The 19,428-nt window shown below is 56.2% G+C and carries 24 protein-coding genes and 1 pseudogene; 15 read left to right on the top strand and 10 right to left on the bottom strand.

Annotated features, from left to right (window positions below; translation table 11 throughout):
- Window positions 1–62 precede the first annotated feature (62 nt).
- Window positions 63–503: a hypothetical protein gene (locus tag ACR52_RS21160; RefSeq protein ID WP_048729079.1), complete on the top strand. Its 441-nt coding sequence runs from the start codon at window positions 63–65 to the stop codon at window positions 501–503.
- On the opposite strand, the gene ACR52_RS21155 is transcribed toward ACR52_RS21160, so the two are convergent.
- The 8 genes from ACR52_RS21155 to ACR52_RS29640 form a co-directional block, all read right to left on the bottom strand.
- Complete coding sequence (locus ACR52_RS21155) at window positions 500–2,488, bottom strand: phage terminase large subunit family protein (protein WP_048729076.1); 1,989 nt, start codon at window positions 2,486–2,488, stop codon at window positions 500–502. The genes ACR52_RS21160 and ACR52_RS21155 overlap by 4 nt on opposite strands.
- A 3-nt stretch (window positions 2,489–2,491) precedes the next feature.
- Window positions 2,492–3,097 (bottom strand): hypothetical protein, encoded by a 606-nt coding sequence (locus ACR52_RS21150; protein ID WP_048729074.1) that lies wholly within the window; start codon window positions 3,095–3,097, stop codon window positions 2,492–2,494.
- 167 nt (window positions 3,098–3,264) lie between these two features.
- Entirely contained in the window at window positions 3,265–3,609 is a 345-nt protein-coding gene (locus ACR52_RS21145; RefSeq protein WP_048729072.1) for a phage holin family protein, read from the bottom strand.
- A 526-nt stretch (window positions 3,610–4,135) separates the two neighbouring features.
- Window positions 4,136–4,501, bottom strand: a complete 366-nt coding sequence (locus ACR52_RS21140) for a PA0613 family protein (protein ID WP_048729070.1) — start codon at window positions 4,499–4,501, stop codon at window positions 4,136–4,138.
- Window positions 4,494–6,713: a VapE domain-containing protein gene (locus tag ACR52_RS21135; protein ID WP_048729068.1), complete on the bottom strand. Its 2,220-nt coding sequence runs from the start codon at window positions 6,711–6,713 to the stop codon at window positions 4,494–4,496. Before ACR52_RS21135 ends, ACR52_RS21140 begins: the two co-directional genes overlap by 8 nt.
- Complete coding sequence (locus ACR52_RS21130; RefSeq protein WP_048729065.1) at window positions 6,703–6,930, bottom strand: TraR/DksA family transcriptional regulator; 228 nt, start codon at window positions 6,928–6,930, stop codon at window positions 6,703–6,705. The genes ACR52_RS21135 and ACR52_RS21130 overlap by 11 nt, the downstream gene beginning before the upstream one ends.
- Window positions 6,923–7,441, bottom strand: coding sequence for a phage regulatory CII family protein (locus ACR52_RS21125; protein ID WP_048729063.1), 519 nt, complete (start codon window positions 7,439–7,441; stop codon window positions 6,923–6,925). Before ACR52_RS21125 ends, ACR52_RS21130 begins: the two co-directional genes overlap by 8 nt.
- 329 nt (window positions 7,442–7,770) lie before the next feature.
- Window positions 7,771–8,028 carry a hypothetical protein gene (locus tag ACR52_RS29640; protein WP_082143196.1) on the bottom strand — a complete coding sequence of 86 codons (258 nt, stop codon included), beginning with the start codon at window positions 8,026–8,028 and terminating at the stop codon, window positions 7,771–7,773.
- 79 nt (window positions 8,029–8,107) lie between these two features.
- On the opposite strand from ACR52_RS29640, the gene ACR52_RS21115 reads away from it, so the two are divergent.
- From ACR52_RS21115 to ACR52_RS21065, 12 genes and pseudogenes are all read left to right on the top strand, one after another.
- A complete protein-coding gene (locus tag ACR52_RS21115; protein WP_048729059.1) occupies window positions 8,108–8,833 on the top strand; it encodes a LexA family protein in 726 nt (241 codons plus the stop codon).
- A gap of 120 nt (window positions 8,834–8,953) precedes the next feature.
- Window positions 8,954–9,130, top strand: a complete 177-nt coding sequence (locus tag ACR52_RS30980; RefSeq protein WP_173439314.1) for a hypothetical protein — start codon at window positions 8,954–8,956, stop codon at window positions 9,128–9,130.
- Window positions 9,127–9,711, top strand: coding sequence for a hypothetical protein (locus tag ACR52_RS21110; RefSeq protein ID WP_048729057.1), 585 nt, complete (start codon window positions 9,127–9,129; stop codon window positions 9,709–9,711). The genes ACR52_RS30980 and ACR52_RS21110 overlap by 4 nt, the downstream gene beginning before the upstream one ends.
- Window positions 9,712–9,721: 10 nt before the next feature.
- A complete protein-coding gene (locus tag ACR52_RS21105) occupies window positions 9,722–10,006 on the top strand; it encodes a phage antirepressor KilAC domain-containing protein (protein ID WP_048729054.1) in 285 nt (94 codons plus the stop codon).
- A gap of 158 nt (window positions 10,007–10,164) precedes the next feature.
- Window positions 10,165–10,485 (top strand): pyocin activator PrtN family protein, encoded by a 321-nt coding sequence (locus tag ACR52_RS21100; RefSeq protein ID WP_048729052.1) that lies wholly within the window; start codon window positions 10,165–10,167, stop codon window positions 10,483–10,485.
- A gap of 255 nt (window positions 10,486–10,740) precedes the next feature.
- Window positions 10,741–11,157 (top strand): annotated as a pseudogene (locus ACR52_RS21095) (hypothetical protein); the annotation flags it as partial.
- 164 nt (window positions 11,158–11,321) lie between these two features.
- A complete protein-coding gene (locus ACR52_RS21090; RefSeq protein ID WP_048729050.1) occupies window positions 11,322–11,543 on the top strand; it encodes a hypothetical protein in 222 nt (73 codons plus the stop codon).
- Window positions 11,540–12,082, top strand: a complete 543-nt coding sequence (locus ACR52_RS21085) for a phosphohydrolase (protein WP_048729048.1) — start codon at window positions 11,540–11,542, stop codon at window positions 12,080–12,082. The genes ACR52_RS21090 and ACR52_RS21085 overlap by 4 nt, the downstream gene beginning before the upstream one ends.
- Window positions 12,079–12,543, top strand: coding sequence for a hypothetical protein (locus ACR52_RS31360; protein WP_236692172.1), 465 nt, complete (start codon window positions 12,079–12,081; stop codon window positions 12,541–12,543). Before ACR52_RS21085 ends, ACR52_RS31360 begins: the two co-directional genes overlap by 4 nt.
- Window positions 12,540–12,920: a DNA cytosine methyltransferase gene (locus tag ACR52_RS21075; protein ID WP_048729047.1), complete on the top strand. Its 381-nt coding sequence runs from the start codon at window positions 12,540–12,542 to the stop codon at window positions 12,918–12,920. The genes ACR52_RS31360 and ACR52_RS21075 overlap by 4 nt, the downstream gene beginning before the upstream one ends.
- Entirely contained in the window at window positions 12,917–13,177 is a 261-nt protein-coding gene (locus ACR52_RS21070; protein WP_048729045.1) for a pyocin activator PrtN family protein, read from the top strand. The genes ACR52_RS21075 and ACR52_RS21070 overlap by 4 nt, the downstream gene beginning before the upstream one ends.
- A gap of 106 nt (window positions 13,178–13,283) precedes the next feature.
- A complete protein-coding gene (locus ACR52_RS21065) occupies window positions 13,284–14,171 on the top strand; it encodes a DNA adenine methylase (protein ID WP_048729043.1) in 888 nt (295 codons plus the stop codon).
- Here the strand turns inward: ACR52_RS21065 and ACR52_RS21060 are convergent.
- Together ACR52_RS21060 and ACR52_RS21055 are read right to left on the bottom strand one after the other, a co-directional pair.
- On the bottom strand, window positions 14,154–15,650 hold the full coding sequence (locus ACR52_RS21060; protein ID WP_048729041.1) for a hypothetical protein: 1,497 nt from the start codon (window positions 15,648–15,650) through the stop codon (window positions 14,154–14,156). The genes ACR52_RS21065 and ACR52_RS21060 overlap by 18 nt on opposite strands.
- 138 nt (window positions 15,651–15,788) lie before the next feature.
- Window positions 15,789–16,883 (bottom strand): tyrosine-type recombinase/integrase, encoded by a 1,095-nt coding sequence (locus ACR52_RS21055; RefSeq protein ID WP_048729038.1) that lies wholly within the window; start codon window positions 16,881–16,883, stop codon window positions 15,789–15,791.
- Window positions 16,884–16,985: 102 nt separating this feature from the next.
- Between ACR52_RS21055 and dusA the strand changes: the two genes are divergently transcribed.
- Together dusA and tal are read left to right on the top strand one after the other, a co-directional pair.
- Window positions 16,986–18,005: a tRNA dihydrouridine(20/20a) synthase DusA gene (gene dusA, locus ACR52_RS21050; protein ID WP_048729035.1), complete on the top strand. Its 1,020-nt coding sequence runs from the start codon at window positions 16,986–16,988 to the stop codon at window positions 18,003–18,005.
- Between the two features lie 265 nt (window positions 18,006–18,270).
- Window positions 18,271–19,197 carry a transaldolase gene (tal, locus tag ACR52_RS21045; RefSeq protein ID WP_048729033.1) on the top strand — a complete coding sequence of 309 codons (927 nt, stop codon included), beginning with the start codon at window positions 18,271–18,273 and terminating at the stop codon, window positions 19,195–19,197.
- Window positions 19,198–19,428: the final 231 nt, after the last annotated feature.

Here is a 19,428-nt window from a genome sequence, read left to right as displayed (position 1 = left end):
CGCAACCAAAATCGGACTTGACCGCATTTCCACACCTGGCTGAATGACAAGGAGTTCAAGGCATGGCTGCCTCAAATATCGAACGTTTCGATGAACTGACTGGAAAGATCTTTGGGGCTTTGTACGCCAGCTTTCCCATTCGGATACATCTGCAATCTCGACACTTCATTGCTGAACACATCTTCGATAACCCTCATGCACAAGATCCCGTGCGGCGCCAGGAAATCAACATGTTCTATGCAACGGTACGTTGGCTATCAGACGCTGGTTATCTAACCTACCGAGAGTCAAGTGGAGCTATCGAAGACGCTGTCCTAACCGCAAAAGGATTGGAAGTATTGAAAGCAACACCTTCGAGTCTTGATGCTGGACCTTCAATTGGTGAAAGGCTTTCGACCGCAGGTAAGGAAGAAGGCAAAGAACTCTTCCGAGGACTAGTGACTGAAGCGCTTGGACTCGGCGCGCGCCTGATAAGCCCTCTCGTTGGCTTGCCTTCAACCTAACGCCTTTTCAAGTAACCGCTTGTCGAACTGCGACGTTGCACTGCCGGACGCGGGACGATTACCTCTACCGATTGCGACGGCGGAGATGCTATCCGGGCCGGCTCACCAGCTTTCACACGCTCGGCAACAACAGTCTTTTCATCGAACAGACCCGACTGCGCCAGCGACTGTCGCACCCGCTCCCAGTCGTGCTCCTGGTAACGGTTGATGCCGAGGTAATGCGCCATCGCCAGGCAGTACACCATCAGGTCGAGCGCTTCGTTGCGCTCAGCCTTGCCCTTGATCCACTCGATACGCTTGTGGCCTCGCACGTACTTGGCGACCTTGCGCTCGGCCACGCACTGGGCGAAGAACTCGTCCGGCAGGTCGTTGGCAAAGTGCAGCGCGCCTGGCCCGGACTCGAACGGGTAGCGGTTGTAGATCCAGTCCTTTGCCGTGTCGGTGCCGACAAACCACAGCTCAGCGCCGCCACGTTCGGTCTGGCCCTTCCAGGTCACGTCAACCATGGACGGCCGCTGAGCGATCACTGGTTTGCCGGGTTTGCTCGCGCCCTTGATCGCAAAGATGTTGCGCCAGCGCCGCACACGGCAGAACTGGTAGACCTCGTCCGTGTGATGACCACCCGAGTCGACCGCGACTGCGAGAATGCCCAGGCCGACGCCGCAAGGGTGCCGGTAGCGTTCCTTCAACAGCTCATCCAGAACCGCCCAGGTTCGTTCGTCCGATGGGTCGCCCGCAATCACCCGGTGATCGATGACCCAACGCTCCATGCCGACGCCCCAGCCCATTGCCATGAACTCCAGGCGGTCAGCCTGCACGTCCACAGAGCCTGTGATCATCATCACAGCGGCGGGCATGGCACCGAGGGAGAACCCTTCCCGACGTGCCCGCTCGATCAGCACAGAGGCCTTGGTCTGCTCTTGCGCGCTGTCCCAGACCTTCGCCAAACGGGTGTTGTAGAACACCTGCATGGGTTCAAGGTCTCCCTTGGCCTGAGCCTTTTTCGCCTTCTCGAATTGCTTTGCCAGCGACTTCCAGCCCGTCCAACCCAAGGGCGAATACAGCGCGTTGAGGTGGAAGCCGACCGTCTCGCCGTCGCCCTTGGCATGGGCGCGCCACTCGCCACGGGCGAGCATGTCGCCCTTGTGGTGTTCCTCGATCAGCACGTCACAGTCAGGCCCGGCGCACTCGTAGTGCACCACGTTGAAGTCCTGGGGGTAATGCAGCCGTTCCCACTCCAGGATCTGCATGTGCCCGCAGGTCGGACACGGCACGTAGTAGTAACGCTGGTCGCTGCCCTCGAACAGATCGTCGATGCGCGAGGCGCCCTTGATCGTCGGCGAGCTGGAGAAGTAGAACTTGGCGTTGCGGCCGAAGGTACTGCCCCGCGTTTCCGCCAGCTCGATGGGGTCGCCCTCTTCGCCTACATCGACCTCCCAGCGGTCGATCTCATCGCCGTACACGTAGCGCGCCGACAGCTCGGCCAAGTTGGCAGCAGAACCGGCGGTGGTGACGTACAGCGAGCCGCCTTCAAACTCCTTGGTGTCCATGGTGTTGCGCGAGTCCCGCGAGCGACTCGCCGCCACACGTTCACGCAGCACCGGGGTGGCCTTGATCGTCTTGCCGATCCGCGACGACACACGCTTTGCCAGGCCCAGGCTGGGCAGCAGCGTGAGAATGTTCGACGGCACCATGTGGATCAGCGCGCCGATCCAGTTCAAGGCGATCTGGGTTTTCATCAGCTGCGAGGCGACCATGGTGACCACGCGCTTGCACGGGTGCGCTGGTGACAGGCAACGCATCGGCTCGCGAGCGTAAGGCGTTCGCAAGGTGCGATATTTTCCTGGCTCGGCGGCGCCAGTGTCACGTGGGATACGCATGTACTCGTCGGCCCACTCGTCCACCCATAGGCTAGGGTCTGGACGCAGCCCACGGAAATACGCCTCACGGTACACCTCAGCGCCGTCAGGTTTTTCCGTCTGCATGGGTTAACTCGTAGTAATCAGATCGCGTTCAAGGTCGGCCGAGGACATGCGCTCGGCCTCTTCCAGGGCCAGCCGCAGCGCCTTCGTCAGGTGCTGTTCAATTTCCCAAGGGTCGGTCATGGCCGCCAGTTCGGGGGCCAGTTGCGGGGGCATGCTGAGCAGTTGGTCGCGCAGCATGCGTCCGGCGTTGTAAGCCCCGGAGGTGACCGCCTTCATGTCCACCAGCGAGCCCTGCACCTTGTGGAACTCGGCCTCAGCCAACTGGGCCAGGTAGTACTCGCGGTGTGCGCGGGCCTTCTGGAAGTCCGGTTGCCCGCTCTTCGCGCCAGCAGGCTGCGGCGGCGCAGCCGTGTTAGTCGGCTCGACCAGGGGGGACAGTTGGCTGTAAACGTCACGCTGGAGCCGATCCTGCTGGTGGCGAGCCGCGACGGCGGACTTGCTGGGGTCGGCGGTTTCGAGGATCAGTGCTTCGGTTGCCAGCACGTCCACCTTCTTGCCGTCCGGCGACAGCACCAGGCGGTTGTTGCCTTTGAGCCAGGTGATGTAACTCGGCGTCCTGCCGATGCGAACCGCGAAAGCGCTTTTAGACAGGAACAGTGGATCCGTCATAAGCCCTCCTTTTCAACGGCTTTTCAATGGAAACCTTTCAATTTCAATGGATTGAATTTCAGTAAGCTGGCAGACCATCCGCTAAAGCTTTCCCGCGGGTTTCCGACCCCGTACCCCCCGAATAACCCCAGGGTCCCCGGCGGTTTTCGGCGCCCCGCCGCGATTCGTCACCCCTGTTCACCATTGGCAGGTGGCACTTCGGTAACGCCCAGCCGCTTGGCGGCCCAGCGTTCGTAAAGACCGATGGCGACATCAGCGCCGGCCATCGCGGTCAGGCAACCCAAGCTACCGGCCGTCCAGATCGTCATGCCCGCGCCGATCATCAGCATCATCGCCGACACCCCGCAGACAATGCAGGCACCGGATCGAAGCGCGAGCCGGCGTAACAACGCCCAGCCCCGAGCCCCGTCCTTGTCGGCGCGCCACATCTCCCCCGACACGCCACCGACCAAGGCCAGGACGATCACTAACCAGATTGGCATCTCTGCCAGCGCTTGTTGCTCGTTCGTCATCGCCCTACTCCATAAACGCAAAAACCCGGCGCAATGGCCGGGTTTGGTGTGTGGTGCCTGCCGCTTTCTGCGGTCGCACCTATCGAAGATGGGTACTTTTTACAGGTGGATTCCGGTGGCAGCAAGCGAGTTTTAATGCCATGGCGCAATACGGGTGCAACGTGGGTGTGACGCAGGTACAACAGGGGTACAACGCATTCAATCGGCTATCGCTTCTAGTGCCCTGTCCTACCTGTCCCACTATGCAGAGTCGAAGTAGGACAGCTACAGGCGCCTAAATTCGGGGCTTTGCCCTACTGTCCTACCTTATTTAACTTTCTCTTGTGTATAGAGAGAAAACTAAAAACACGCATGCGCGCCATGGGCGCGACTACGTGCTCGCTATGCTTACGTGTGCATGGGGCGGGCAAAGGTTGGACAGTAGGACAGCCCAGTAACGGCGCGGCCTGCACTTGTCCGACTGCTCTAAATGGCAGTCGGACAAGGCCGGACAGTAGGACAGTGGCACGCGGAGTGAGACCTGGGGTCACGCAGCCTTCCCCATCAACATGCCAGCAATGTGCAGGTGCGCTTCGTGCAGACGTTGGTAATAGGTATCGCGACTGCAACCGCAGTGGGTGTACTTCTGCGAGAGGAAGCTTTCGTGATTGCAATAGTGCTCCCACACCACCACCGACAGCTGCGCCGGCAGATGCTTGTTCACGATCAGCTCGATATCCGCAGATTCATCCAGCAGCACTCGGCTGCCGCGAGTTCCGCGTATCAACTCGCCCTTGCACTCCATCAACATCGCAATCATGTTGCCGCCACCAGATCCGACAAAGTCGGGGTTCATTGGAGAATGCAGATCCTGCGCCCAGAGCTTGAGCATCTCATCAATACGTTTAATCACCGAAGCAAGGCTCCTCTACCGGTGGCGCCTGCAATGCTGCCGCATACCCCCACGTTGCGGGCTTCTGATAGGCCCACTGCCGGATGCCGCTCTTTGCCAACGCCGGCATGCGCTTCTTACGCCATCCCAAGCGATGCATGATCGCGCCGACGCGCATCTGCTCCGGCTTGCCCCAATGGCCGACATCCAACTTGAGGGCCTGGGTCAAAATCTCGTTGCCGGTGGCGGTTTCGCCGATCTGCGACTCCTCCATCCAGGTCAGGATCGGGCCTTCCCACTCGTCCACAACAAAGCGTTCGTCCTGCGCCTCAGCGAACATCCAGGACTCGTCCTTCGTCACCCACCAGATATCGCCGGCCTCGAAGCAAAACACCGCTTCAGCCCACAGCTGGTCGCGAATCTCGCGCAACGCTTCCAGGTCGACCTTGTTGCAGAACACTGGCCAGTAACGGCGGTTGCCAGTGGCGTCCTTGAGGTATTCCTCTTGGTTGGTAGTGCCCACGAAAACACACTGGCGTGGCACATCGTTCGTTCTGCGACCGTAGCTTTCGCGGTAGGTGTCAGTGGACGCAGAGAAAAACTGCTTGGCCTTGGTGCTTTCAGCTTTGTTAAAGCTGTCCAGTTCCCCCAGCTCGACAATCCACTTGCCACGAATCGCTTGGAAACTGTCCTTATCGCCGAGGGCGAAGGGCGTGTCCATGAACCACTCACCACCGAGAATGCCCATGGCCGTGGACTTACCTTCACCCTGCCCGCCTTCAAGGATCATCACCGAGTCGGCCTTGCAACCAGGGCGCATCACCCGAGCCACCGCCGAGATCGGCCAGCGCTTACCGACTTTGGCTGAGTATTCGTTTGCATGTACCCCGAGCACGTCAGTCAGCCAGGTTTCCAGCCGAGGGACGCGGTCCCATTCAAGCTTCTCCAGATACTCACGTACCGGGTGAAAAGAATGGTCATGGGCCACCACACTGACCGCCTCGATCACATGGGACGCTTTGACCCGAAGGTTGTATTGCTGCGCGAGCCATTTCATCACCCGCATGTCATCGATGTCGGCCCAATCGCCGGCACCACCACCAAAGGGAGCGGACCGCAGCTTGACGATCTTGGAGCTGAACACGCTGTAACCGATCACACCCGCCCAGCGTTCGTCATTGCCCAGGATCAGCTCGACGTTTTGCATGTGCGCGATCAAAGAGCCGTTTTCGGTGCGGGCCAGTTGATCCTTCCAACCACCAGCTGCGGGAGGTTTGACGACCGCCAACACCTGGCGGCGGACAGCCTCTAATCCTTCGGCAATGTGCAGGTCGTTGAAGTCGGTCCACTTGATTTCGCGCTCGGCTGAGAAGACCGGCGCTACCACCTGGCCGCCGACGATCAGCGCGGCGTTGTTGGCCTTTTCCTCACCAGGGTTCCATGGCTCGCCATTCGGACGCTTCGTCTTCCAGTCATCGTCCCGGCAGAGGATTAGTGGGCAACCGGGAAAACGCTCCCGCATGGCCTTAGAGACAGGTAGCAAGTTGCCCGCATCAAAGGCAATTGCGACCGTCAGCGAGGTCGCCATGTGCAGACTGGCGCCTGTGGCGTACCCCTCACACACGAGTACTGGCTCACCCGGCTCAGGGTGCGGGCCGATCAAATGGAAAGCTCCCTCTTTCGACATGCCGTAGGGCCAATAGGCTTTGTCGCGGCCGGTGTCTTCTTGCTTTGTCGGGAAGATCACCTGCAGACCGACGATTTGATCACGCACATTGCACATAGGCACCAAAAATGCGCCGGTACGTGGCGCATAGCGAACCTTGAACCCAACGATCTGTTTTCGATCCAGGTAGGCGCTCTTGCCCTTTTCCGGCATGCGCTTGAACAATCCGGCAGCACGGTTGGCTGCTCGCCGTGCCGCGTTGGCCGCTACCTCAGCAGCCTTACGCTTGGCGTCTTCCTGCCGAGCGCGCATGACTTCACGCTCTTCCGGGCTCATGCGCCCGGCCTTCACCTTGATCTTTTGCGACTCGCCCGAACGCCAATCACCGAAGCTGCCGAAGATCAGTGTTTCGTTCTTCTCCGTGCGATGCTCGTGGACGACGTACCAGCCGTTTTTTTCTTTGCCCTTGTCCTGGGCGGTCTTGCAGCGGGTGAGCTTACCGAAGATCAGCGGCTGCTCAGGCTCAAGGCCGTAGTCTGCGAATTGATTCAATACCTCATCGAGCATGACGGGCCTCCCGCGCTTCGTCGATCGACTGGCATCTCACGCACTGGGTACAGCCCGGCAAGGCCAACCGACGTGGCTCCGGAATGGCGTCGTCGCACCCCTCGCAGAACAGAAATGAATGCGCCGCCAAGGCGGGCTTGGCGGCGTTCCGTGCAGCCAGCGCCTGATCAAGCCGCTCCTGCACCAGGTCATTAGCAAAATCTGCGATGTCAGCCATGGTCGGCACCCCGCGTGGTCTGATTCACGTAGGTAGCGCGGTTGAACATCCCTAGCAGCCCTTGAATGCCGCGAAACACCTGCAGGCGAATCGCGGCCAGTTCGTGGTCCGTCACCACGCCGTCACCGATGCTCTTGGCCCATGTCTCAGCCAAATCAGCGACCTGCCGAAAATACTCGGCAATTCCGGTGGTCAAGGTTTCAGGCATGTCGTTGGTGTATGCCTCGGCCAACTCCTGCCAAGTCGTATCACCTACCAAGGCGTGCACCGCATCCAGAATGCGGCGGTCCTTAGTCAGCTCCAGGATCTCGCCGAACTCCTGAATGTTCACGGAGTGGCTTGGATGCGTGGGAGATAGCTTGTGCTGCAGCGTGGTGGCGTTTCTGCCGGTTGTGGCGGCAATTGCTGCGGCGCCGCCGGGATAGTCCCTAGCAGCATGGTAAAGCGCTAAATCGAGCGGCAGGATCTCCCGCTGCGCCCGTTCTACACAACTCAGAGCGATTCGGCTCATGGCATTAATCCTTGAAAGTTGCCAGTGCCTCACGACATGCAGTGGTGATACATTTGTCGTGTGGCTTGAAGAGGCCCAAACGCCGGCGAGATCTCAGGATCGACACCGGCACCGTGCTGAGGCGAACGATCCGTCGTTCACCTCTGGCGCAACAGCTGCTCAATCTGTGGTGGAAAGAGCAGCAACCCAAGGCATCCGTGCCTTGGAAACGCGGTGAAGTTCAGCGGTTAGCATGTGGTGTGCCCGCTTTACCTTCAACGCGACCCGACAGCACTGTGGTGGTGTGTGCCGGGAGGAACTGGGCGGCCCTTGGGTCGCCTTTTTTCTGTCTAAGCAGCAGCTTTCTGTGGGGTCGACGCATGAAGCAACCAAGCCGCATCAAAAGCATTACCCTTTTGCTCCGCAGCATTCGCCAAAAGCATGGCGTACTGTGTTTCGCCGGTGTAATCGGTTCGCGGCAGGCTGGCTGCCAGGCGCCATTTATTCAGTGCCTGATAGCTCCGGTTGCACACCTTGGCGGCAGCTCCGATTCCGCCTACGGCTTCGAAAGCAAACGCAATGGCATTTGGAAAGTCTGACGGGTTCAAGTTTTGGCCCTCTATTCAACTGTTGGTTGATAGTAAAGGTCAACTGACGGATTAGCAACTTCTATGTGATCATCAACTCATGATTGATAAAGAAACGCTGCGCCACATGTTTGCCGAAAGGCTCCACGCCGCCCTAGACGCTAAGAGCGTCCGCCAGCATGGGCGAGGTGCTGATGTCCTCAAACAACTCAAATCCAAAGGCGTCATTAAGACGCCCCAAGCGGTCAGCAAATGGCTCAATGGCGCAGCTATGCCAGAAGTCGATAGCCTCACCGCAATATCTGATTGGTTGGGTGTACGCAGAGAGTGGCTTGAACACGGCGTAATGCCTGTTTTCCCCGATCAAGCACTACCTAAGATAATGGCCAGCAATGTAGACAATGTGCGGACCACCGAAACCAAAATGGGCAAGGTACCGCTTATCTCGTGGGTTCAAGCCGGTTCATGGTGCGAAATGGACGCTAGTGTTGAGTCCTTCGATGCGGAGCTGTGGCTCCCTTGCCCGGTAAATATCAGCAAATCCGGCTATGCCTTACGCGTAGTTGGTGACTCCATGACCAACTACGGCCCAGGCAGAAGTTATCCGGCAGGCTCCGTAATCTTTGTCGACCCGGAACTCGTTGTAAACAACGGTGACCGGGTCATAGCAACATTACCTAGTACCAACGAGGCGACCTTCAAAGTCTTGGTGCAGGACGCTGGCAAGCACTACCTAAAGCCTATAAACCCGCAATATCCAATCATGGAACTGACTGAAGAGATGCAAATTTGCGGGAAAGTCATTGGCACTTTCACGCCGGAGTAAGCACTGCCACTTGGACAGACAGAACAGAACGACAACCAAAATTCACCCAATGGTTGTTGACATGATTTAACCAATGGTTGATATTCGCCTCACTCTTCCACCACAGAGCGAGGCAACACCATGCACACCACTGCAACCCTGCACGTCCACCCGACTGCCGATGAACCATTCCGCATCCTCGAAGTTCGCCGCATCGCGCGCAATTGCGGCTGCACGTTCATCCCTAGCAAATCCAAGCCGCAAACCCGTACCGCGCCGACTCCGTTCGATCCAAACGACGGAGGCCGGGCAGCATGAGCAAGTTCAAGATCGACAACCGCACCCTGACCTTGCTATGCGCCCAGGTGAACCTGAGCGAAACCTTCAACCACACCCTGCGCTCAACACCACAACGCATGGCGATGCCGTTCCGGCTGAAGGTTGAGCGTAGCCGGGTGGACAGCACCTTCACCATTAGTATGGGCACGGAGCGCCACACGCTGACCCTGCTCAACGACAAGAAGACCCACCTGAAGCTGGCCGACTTCATCGAGGAGATCGCCAACGGGCCAATCGATCCGAACACCGAACTGCCCCCACAACTGCACGCCGAACGTCAATATGGCGTTTTCAGCGCGCAGCAGCGCGAGCAGGTTTTCGGTCTGGTTTGCATTGGCGGCTTTCTCGATCTGGATCTGGGTTTCGAGTTGCCCATCCGCCTAGCGGTGCACCGCACTCGGACACGTACTGGCGTCACCGTGGTGATGAGCATCGGTGTCAAGAGCCCACGCACCAAATGCTTCACCGTAAGCGGCACCGACGTGGACATGTACGAAAAGGTCTGCGAGTCCATCAACCACCTGGCTGCGCAGGCGACACCCGCCGCGCACGCAGCATAAGGAGGCCGATATGGAGCGTAACCTCGAAAAAACCGCCAAGTGCTTTGGTATCACTCGTACCGTGCTGATCAAGCTGATGCGTGAAAAAGGGCTTATCACCGAAAGCCGCCTGCCTGCATTTCCAGTTCGCGACCGCGAGTACCTGCGCGTTAAGGACGGTAGCTGGTATCACCACGAATGGGGGATGCAGTACAGCCAGTCAACCCGGGTGCGGCAGGCAGGTATCCCTTGGCTGGCCGAGCAACTGGGCCTCGACCTTCCTGCCATCCCGGCAGACCACCGTGACGTGGCCTAGGGAATACGCCCGCCAGATCATCGCCATGCGGACACGAGAGGAGCGCAACGCCGCGCTTCTCGAAGTGCCCGAACATCTGCGGGAACTGACCAAACGCCACTGCCTGAACGCCTGGAACCATCCCTCAAGATCAAAGAGCAAGGAGGCCCAACAAGCCAATGAGTAGCTCAAGCCAACCAACGCTGCGACTGCAGCAAGCCCCGGATTCGTCCACCGTCGAGATGCTTCACCGAATTTTTGGCGACGTGCTTATCCCCCTTGAGGAGTTGCGCGAGCGTTACTTCAGAAACCTCAACGAGAAGACGTTTTCGGAAGCGATCAACAGTGGGCGGATTCAACTGCCGGTGACGACCATCGATGAAAGCGTGAAGGCTTTGAGGTATGCCCATATCAAACACGTTGCCGCGCTGATCGATATGAGGGCCTACAAGGCAGATGAAAGCATGCCTCGGGCGGCGACCGATAAGCCAGAGGTGTGACATGTCACTTCATTATCAATGCAGGAATTGCCGGACTCCACTAACAACGGAAGAAACATCCAGTCGACTGTGCGACGAGTGCTGTTACCTGGCCGCCGACTATCGCCGTTACGACGACTTACGGGAGGAAGGTCACATGTCCGACCAGGCGAAGCTGATGTGCGGGTTGGCCGATCCACCCGATCCTGACGACGAATAAACAACCAACGAACGGCTGTCACCACCAGCCAAGCGAATCAACTAGGAGCACACCACATGACTGCAATTCAAATTTGCGCACTGATTGTCCTCATTCTGCTCATCGGCCTCACCTATTGGGCTGGGTATCGAGGCGGCCTGATCGATGGCCGCCTTGAAGGAATCGACGAAGGGAAAGACATTCAGCAGTCCGACAACTCAGAGACGATCCAAAACCTAAAGCTCTTGCTTGATCAGGCACGTGATCACCACAAGCAACTGTACTCCCACTACGAGCGAGCTTTGGCTTCTTCGAAACTGGGCGAGCCAGCACGTCAAACCCTATTGGATATCGCAGAAAAGCTGCGAATCGCGGCTGAGACGTTCAGCGCCTTCCGAACGGGAAAAAAACTCGAACGTGACTCGCTAACGCTCCGCGAACAAGCACTTGCCATGGCAGCTTTGCTAGATCCAGCAGCACCAAAAATGGCTGCGGCCGAAGTGAACAGTTCAACCACTGAACCACATGGGCGATGGGTTATAGAGCGAGAGCCAATCGAGAAAATGTGCCCCAACGAAGCCCACAAAGCAGCTCAATTTTTTCGAACTTCCCCGCTGGATCGCGGTGCCCAAATAAAAACAACAGTCGGAGGTGAAGCATGAGTCGTCCTATCTCGATGCTGCGACTCACCCCCCAAGCTGCCGGCAAGTTACAGCAGCAATGCACCAAAGCCACCACCGAGCTGCAGAAGCTGACTCGCTTTCGCAAAGAGTTCGACCGGCAGTTGGCCGTGCTAATTGGCAATGACAACCTGCGCAAACTCCACAAGGACAACAAGAACGCGCTTTTACTTGCCGATCTGGTCAAGGAGGCCGCATGACTCAGATTCTCACCGCAACCGGCAAACGCTTTGACCTGTATGAGCCGAATGCCGACCTGATCGACCCACGCGATATCTCCCACTCGCTATCGAATTTGTGCCGTTTCAATGGCCACACCCGCGAGTTCTACAGCGTGGCCCAGCACTGCTGCATGGTCGCCGACCTGGTGCCCGAAGAGGACAAGTTGGCGGCACTCCTACACGACGGTACCGAGGCCTATGTCGGCGACATGGTACGACCGCTGAAGGAATGGATGCACGCCTACCAAGACGTCGAGCATTGGATCTGGGAGCGCATCTGTACTCGCTTCAACCTCGACCTCGCGCTACCAGCATCCGTCCACCATGCCGACCTTGTTGCCCTGGCGACCGAACGGCGCGACCTCATGCCCGCAGATCCGGCCGTCTGGGATTGCTTGATCGGCATCGAACCCATGGCCGAAACGATTCGCCCATGGTCCGCCACCGAAGCACGGCTCACGCTTCACCAGCGCTTGATGGACCAACTCGCTATCGAACACCGGAGGAAAGCGGCATGAAGATGGACCTGCATACCACCCAAGCATCGACCGCTTTGCTCCGCACTGCCAACGGTGTCGACACGCTAGAAACAAACAGTCTCTGCTGCGCAGCAGCAGGCATTATTGCCCCTCTCAGCGCCACCGCCGAGGCACTTATACCCCACGAAAAGCTGCGCGGGGCAGCGCTCACTGATGCAACGCTAAACGCTCAGAAACGCCCGCTCGCGCAGCCTGTCGTGGGGTATACACACGTTTCGGAAGTCACGCATACCGCGCCAGAATCGAAAGCAGGCCGGAGGTATTGGCCTGCCGACCTAACCAACGTTCGCCCTGAGGAATGGGTAGCCATGTCTCCTAGGCACGTCGCCGAATTTGCTGGCATGACCGAGGTCTGGCTACTGCTTGAAGCCGCTCAGAAGCGTATTGCCGAGCTTGAGCTGGAGCTGGACAGAGCTGAATTAGCAGGAGGTGATGCATGACGTCCTTTAACTCACATCCGATTGCAGAAGCAGTGAAAACCAAGTTCGGCCTCGACTTCGTCGGCGAGATTTGCGTGGATCTCTTCGCTGGCGGTCGAGACTCCACCATGGGTAAAGAGATGGCCACCGTCACGATCAAGGGCACCCCCTACGTCATCGCCGATATAAACATGCGCATGCTCATGCCCGACGAGCCGTATCGCGCCCAAGGTTTCCCGGATAACTACGTCATCGACTACGGGCACGACGGCCGCAAGTTCAGCAACAAAACTCAAGTGCTGATGGTCGGCAACCCGGTATCACCCTGGCCAATGATGGCGTTAGTTAATGCAAATACAGATCAAACCGAAGACGACTTGATGGAGGTGGCGGCATGAATACACTTTTTTTGCTGATGGCCCAATACGATGGACAGGCCGTCATCCCACTCAGTCGTGTTTGCACTGATTACATGCATCTAACCGTTGAAAAATTCAAACTGAAATGCATGTCAGGAGAGATAGACATTCCAATTGTAAGGCTTGGAGCCAACAGCCAAAAAGCTGCACTTGGCATTCACCTAAGGGATTTAGCCGATTACATTGACAAGCAACGAGACAAAGCAACTAAAGAACAAAAACAACTTATGCGTTAATTTAAATAAGAGCTATATTTTTTGTTGCCACAGAGGGATTACTAATCAACATTTGTAATCCCTCGAAAAATCCAATACCATAAGCGATTTTTTAGAGAATAGTCAGATGCTTACACCGTTACGTTATCCCGGTGGCAAGGCCAAGCTTGGAGCTTGGCTTGCGCACCTGCTAAGGAACAACAATATTCAAGATGGCTCCTACATTGAGGCATACGCCGGCGGCGCGGGCGCTGCAATTTATTTGCTGAGCAACAAGTACGTAAAAAACATATTCATTAATGACATTGATCCTGCAATTTATAGCTTCTGGAACTCCATTACAAATGATAGCCGCAGCTTCATCAAGCTTCTGCTTGACACTGAAGTAACCATCGACGAAAGAGAAAAGCAGCGAGAGATCTACTTCAACCCTCTAAAACACACCGAGCTCGAATTAGGCTTTGCCACTTTCTTCCTTAACAGAACCAATCGCTCAGGCATTATTAAAGGGGGAGTGATTGGAGGGAAGAATCAGGACGGAAACTACAAAATTGACGCTCGATATACAAAAGAAAACCTAGCAAAGCGCATCATAGATATCAGCGAAATGAGATCAAACATCACCATTTCGTCCGATGACGCGATAAAATTTATGAGTAAAGTCCCACACGACAACAACTCACTTATAAACCTTGACCCACCGTACTACAAGAAGGCTGACCAACTTTACTCCAGCTTCTATACGCACGACGACCACGTACGCATAGCGCAATTAGTACACTCAATAAAAACACCAATTATTGTGACGTATGACAACTGCGAAGAAATCCAGGAAATCTACGAAGACCACAACACATTAACATTCAACATCATCTACTCAAGCCATCTGGAACGCCCCGTCGCAAAGGAGCTCCTAATCTACAAGAATATAAACATCGACCCCTTACCGTTCACATCAAAACAGATAAGTCCAATTAAGGAGCCGAGCACAAAACAATTAAGCCTTAGCAGCTAGCAACTGCCATAGCAATTTCAAAAAGTGATAGAACTCATCCCAAGTTTTTATGACGTCCGCATCCTTGGGATTAAACATCTCAGAATGAATAAATTTTTGCATTGTCGGAATAGTGACGATCGAATTCTGTTCCATCAACTCAACCTTAAGAAATAAATCCGAGCCTTTACCCTCAACTAAAACACCGCCCTCTACCAATTTTTTCCGAATAAATTTAAGCATATCCTTAATTGAAGCAACATCGATACGCCCCTCCTCCATCAACTCGTTGACCCTTACAAATTTCCTGAAGGTACTTTCAACAAACGCTCGCACCAGCATCATTCCCGCTATTGGGCATTTCTCGACAGTCTGAAGCTCCTTATAGATATCTCTAACTTTTTGTTCGCTTGTCGGCATTTCCAGAGGATGCAAAGCCCTAGTCACATATTTTTTCCGCAGAGAGCTGTGAGTTGCGGGTGTCGTACCGTTCTTCCCACCCTTAACATCCACTCCCCCAGCCCCAGATGCATCTGCTTGCGCAGGACCTGATCCAGGCTTGCCGCCGCCTACGTCAGGACCACTACCATTTTCACCAGGCTGGCCGCCGGTCGGCGAAGACGCGGGTCTTGCACCCGCGCCATTGCCGCCCGGCACAGGGTCAACCGCGCCAACAGTGTCCAACTTCATCTCGTGTCGAATCGCAGCGATATACAGATCACGATTTTCTGCCAACATCAGCGAGAGGGTTCCGGGAGTGTCGCCACGCTTCACGTGAACGCATCCAGACTCTATATCAGCAATGATTTTTTTGACGATCACAACGGCCGTAAACAACGGCACCGTTGGAAAAATATTGTCATCCTCATCAAACTCAAAACCAAGCAACTTGATATTTTTCGCCGCGTTAAAAAACCGCCCCAAAGTAGTAATGCTGAACTTATCTGGAACTTCCAAATCGTTTTCATCAGCCCAAAGCATGAGCTTTGCGGCCCTCCAGTAGCCTCCCTTTTCACCAATTGAAATCTGATAAAACTCTTGTTGCAGAGACTCCCACCCTGACCTGCCCACCCCACCATTTTCACCGGTATGGGCTCGCCAGATATAAGCGTTAATCGCTTCTTCACTGGATCCAACCATGCAATCGACCTTGCCGAGCAGATTGCCATTCTCCTCCGCCGTTTTCGCAAGCTTCGTAAATCGCTCCCTTGTGGCCTTATCAGGACAGAGGTGTGGTCGATTTAATAGCTTCAGCGCTGAAATTCGACGATTCCCATCTCTGACTCTGTATTTATTTCCATCTTTTTGCACCACGACATGCTCAATGGACAGCCCACTTTCAGCAATATCCTTGGCCAGCGCAAAGAAAGGCTGCCCGTACGCAATCATTCGAGCTAAAACAGAATCTTGATCTTTGGCGAAACCGAGACGGGGATTTTTCTCATCCAATGTCAATAGATCAATAGAAACCGCTTTCTTTTCCTTGAACTCAGCTCTCATTTTGAATCTCAGCAATAGGCAAATTTTGGTTAAAAGGACAGGTCAGATGTCTTTTTAACATCACAGAACTGAGAACATACTAATTTTGCTCACCGCAAGCAACGACCCACCAGACCAAAAAGAACCTGAAATATTTCGTCACTTCTTGAGAAGGGTATCTTTCCACTGCCAACTCTTATAGGGATCCCCCCTTCCTCTCAGATGTGTATAGCGACGTAACGAGTTCCAATCGCGATGCCCCGACACACTCGACACCCTAGGGATATCCCAATCCATCTCAAACAACCGACTCACCCCTTCATGCCGAAGATCATGGAAATGCAGATCCTCTATGCCCAATAACGGACAGGCCCGCGTGAAGGACGCTGACACCGACTTGGCGTTGTAGGGGAAGATCTCCCTCTCCCCCTTAGGCATGGTGTGCAGGATCGCCCAAGCTTCATCTGGCAAATGGCACCACACGTCATTACCGATCTTCTGCCCGGGATTCTTCATGTCACGCACCAGGACAGCCTGGCGGGGCTCATCGAGATCCTCCCAGCGGATCCGTGTGATCTCCTCCTGCCGGCGCGTTGAGAAAATCGCGAAGGCAATCATCTTCGGCATGTCGATCTGGGCTTTGCGGCGCGCCTGCATTTCGAAAAAGTGCTTCATCAACTTGTCCAGCTCCTCCAGGGCCGGCCGGCGGTTGCGCTCCTTGCTTTTGCTCACCATGCCCAGCTTGCGCAACACCTTGCGCGCATCCGGCATGGCCAGGGGATCGACCTCGTAGCCCCATGCCGGTCGCGCTACGGACAGCACCGCACCCAAGTGAGACAGATCGTTGCCGACCGTCTGCGCCTGAACGCCACCACCCTCTTTACCCATCCGCCACTGTGCGAATTCGACCAGCTTCTGGCTAGTCAACGCCGAATCGTCGAGCTCACCCAACCAGGTGTCCTTGATCGCCTTTAGCGTGGCGTTCTTGGTCTTGCCCAGCGGACGGATCTTTTCGTACTCGTCCAGGTACTGCTCGATCATCTTCTTGATCGTCACACCTTTACGGTTCGCGCGCTCGATACCACCCGGTTCCGCCAGCTCCGTTTCCCGACGCTTGATCCAGGCCTGGGCGACCTGCTTACGGTCGAAGGTTTGGCTTTCCTGATAAACTGTCTTACCGTCCCGATTGATCCGTATCTGCGCCGTGTAGGCCGTCGAGTTGTCCTTGCGCTTGCGTGATGTGATCGTGCCCATTTCCAGTTGCTACATTGCTGAATTCGATTGCTACATTGTAGCAACCGACTTCAAAAAACAAGGAAAAATGGGTAAAAACCGCTGTATAAAAGACCAGTACTGATGAATTTTGAAAAACCTAAAGCGCCTGTAATCACTAGCCCTTCCCATTCTGAGCCGTCTCGACGCTTCAGCGTCGCCCCGATGATGGATTGGACCGACCGCCACTGCCGGTTCTTCCTGCGCCTGCTCTCCAAGCACGCCCTGCTCTACACCGAGATGGTCACCACCGGCGCGATCCTCCACGGCGATCACGACCGCTTCCTGCGTCACAACGAAGCCGAGCACCCTCTGGCCCTCCAGTTGGGCGGCAGCGTGCCCGCCGACCTGGCAGCCTGTGCTCGTATGGCTGAGGCCGCCGGTTATGACGAAGTGAACCTGAACGTCGGCTGCCCCAGCGACCGGGTGCAGAACAATATGATCGGCGCGATCCTGATGGCTCACCCGGCGTTGGTGGCGGATTGTGTGAAGGCGATGCGCGATGCGGTGTCGATTCCGGTGACGGTGAAGCACCGTATCGGGATCAATGGGCGGGACAGTTATGCCCAGTTGTGTGATTTCGTCGGGACGGTGAAGGATGCCGGGTGCACCAGTTTTACGGTGCATGCGCGGATTGCGATTCTGGAGGGGTTGTCGCCGAAGGAGAATCGCGACATTCCGCCGTTGCGGTATGACGTGGCGGCGCAGTTGAAGCAGGATTTTGCCGAGTTGGAGATTGTGCTCAACGGCGGGATCAAGACGTTGGATCAGTGCCATGAGCATTTGCAGACGTTTGATGGGGTGATGTTGGGGCGCGAGGCTTATCACAATCCGTATGTACTGGCGGAGGTGGATCAGCAGTTGTTTGGCAGTGCGCGGCCGGTGATCAGCCGGGCGGAGGCGTTGGCGCAGTTGCGGCCTTATATTGCTGAGCATTTGGCTGAGGGTGGGTCGATGCATCATATAACGCGGCATGTGTTGGGGTTGGGTACGGGGTTTCCGGGGGCTCGCAGGTTCAGGCAGTTGTTGTCGGTGGATATTCATAAGGCTGCGGACCCGTTGGCTTTGTTGGATCAGGCGGGGGAGTTGTTGGAGGGGCGTTGAGAGCGGGACGCGGAGCGTCCGGGGCTGCATTCCCACGCGGAGCGTGGGAACGATCGACCTGCGGGCGGTTTGGCCTCTTCGGGATTTGCGGTGGTCATTGGGTTGAACCTGTCCCGCCTTTTGCCCTCCTATTTACCAGTAAGGACAGTCATTCAAACGGCTGTTTTCAGGTTGTTGCCCTCGCAAACGATCGAACGCATTTGCGCCCTTGAGCGCCTGTCGGCGCTCGGGTAATGTCATCAGACCCATAGGACAGAGCACGCCCATGACTTCCAAGCTGGAACAACTCAAGCAGTTCACCACCGTCGTAGCCGATACCGGCGATTTTTCTACCCTCGCCAAGCTCAAGCCGCAAGACGCCACCACCAACCCTTCCCTGCTGCTCAAGGCCGCGTCGATTCCGGGCTATGCCAAGCTGCTGGATGAGTGCGTGAAGGACTGCAACGGCGACGTAGGCCTGGCCAGTGACCGTTTTGCGGTGGCGGTCGGTCAAGAGATTCTGAAAGTGGTTCCCGGCCGTATTTCCACCGAGGTGGATGCGCGTCTGTCGTTCGACACTGACGCCGTACTCAAGCGTGCGCACCGTCTGATCGACCTGTACGACAAAGCCGGCGTTGGCCGTGACCGTGTGCTGATCAAGATCGCTTCCACCTGGGAAGGCATCCGCGCAGCGGAGAAGCTGGAAAAAGAAGGCATCCAGACCAACCTGACGCTGCTGTTTTCGTTCGCCCAGGCTGTGGCGTGTGCTGAGGCCGGGGTGTTCCTGATTTCGCCGTTCGTGGGCCGTATCTACGACTGGTACAAGAAGGCCAACGGTAACGACTACACCGGTTCGGATGATCCTGGCGTGCAGTCGGTGACGCGCATCTACAACTACTACAAGGCCAATGGCTACAAGACTGTAGTGATGGGTGCGAGCTTCCGTAACCTGAACCAGATTGAAGAATTGGCCGGGTGTGATCGTTTGACCATCAGCCCGGATTTGCTGGAGAAGTTGGCGGCGGACGACGGTAAGCTGGAGCGTAAGTTGGCGCCAGGGCATGCCGGCGAAGCGCGCGTGCATTTGACGGAGGCGCAGTTCCGTTGGGAGTCCAACGAGGATGCGATGGCGACTGAGAAGCTGGCGGAGGGTATTCGTCAGTTTGCTCGGGACCAGGAGAAGTTGGAGGCGCTGCTTTCCGCCAAGTTGTAAGGGCGGCGGTGGCAAAAAGGGCGGTACCTGTGAGGGTGCCGCCCTTTTTTGTGTCAGTGTCTTGTCCTGAATAAGGTTTACACCTTCTGACCCAATCTCAGGAGGGCGTAATGAATTCAGGAAAAAGGCGCAGTCAGCGTGATTACTCGCTGACCTTTAAATTGTCAGTCGTCGATCAGGTCGAAAAAGGCGAGTTGAGTTATAAAGAGGCTCAAGAGCGCTACGGCATTC

It is taken from the genome of Pseudomonas fildesensis (assembly GCF_001050345.1).
GTDB lineage: Bacteria > Pseudomonadota > Gammaproteobacteria > Pseudomonadales > Pseudomonadaceae > Aquipseudomonas > Aquipseudomonas fildesensis.
The sequence above is the reverse complement of the archived record's forward strand: the minus strand, read 5'-3'. Positions and strand labels throughout refer to the sequence as shown.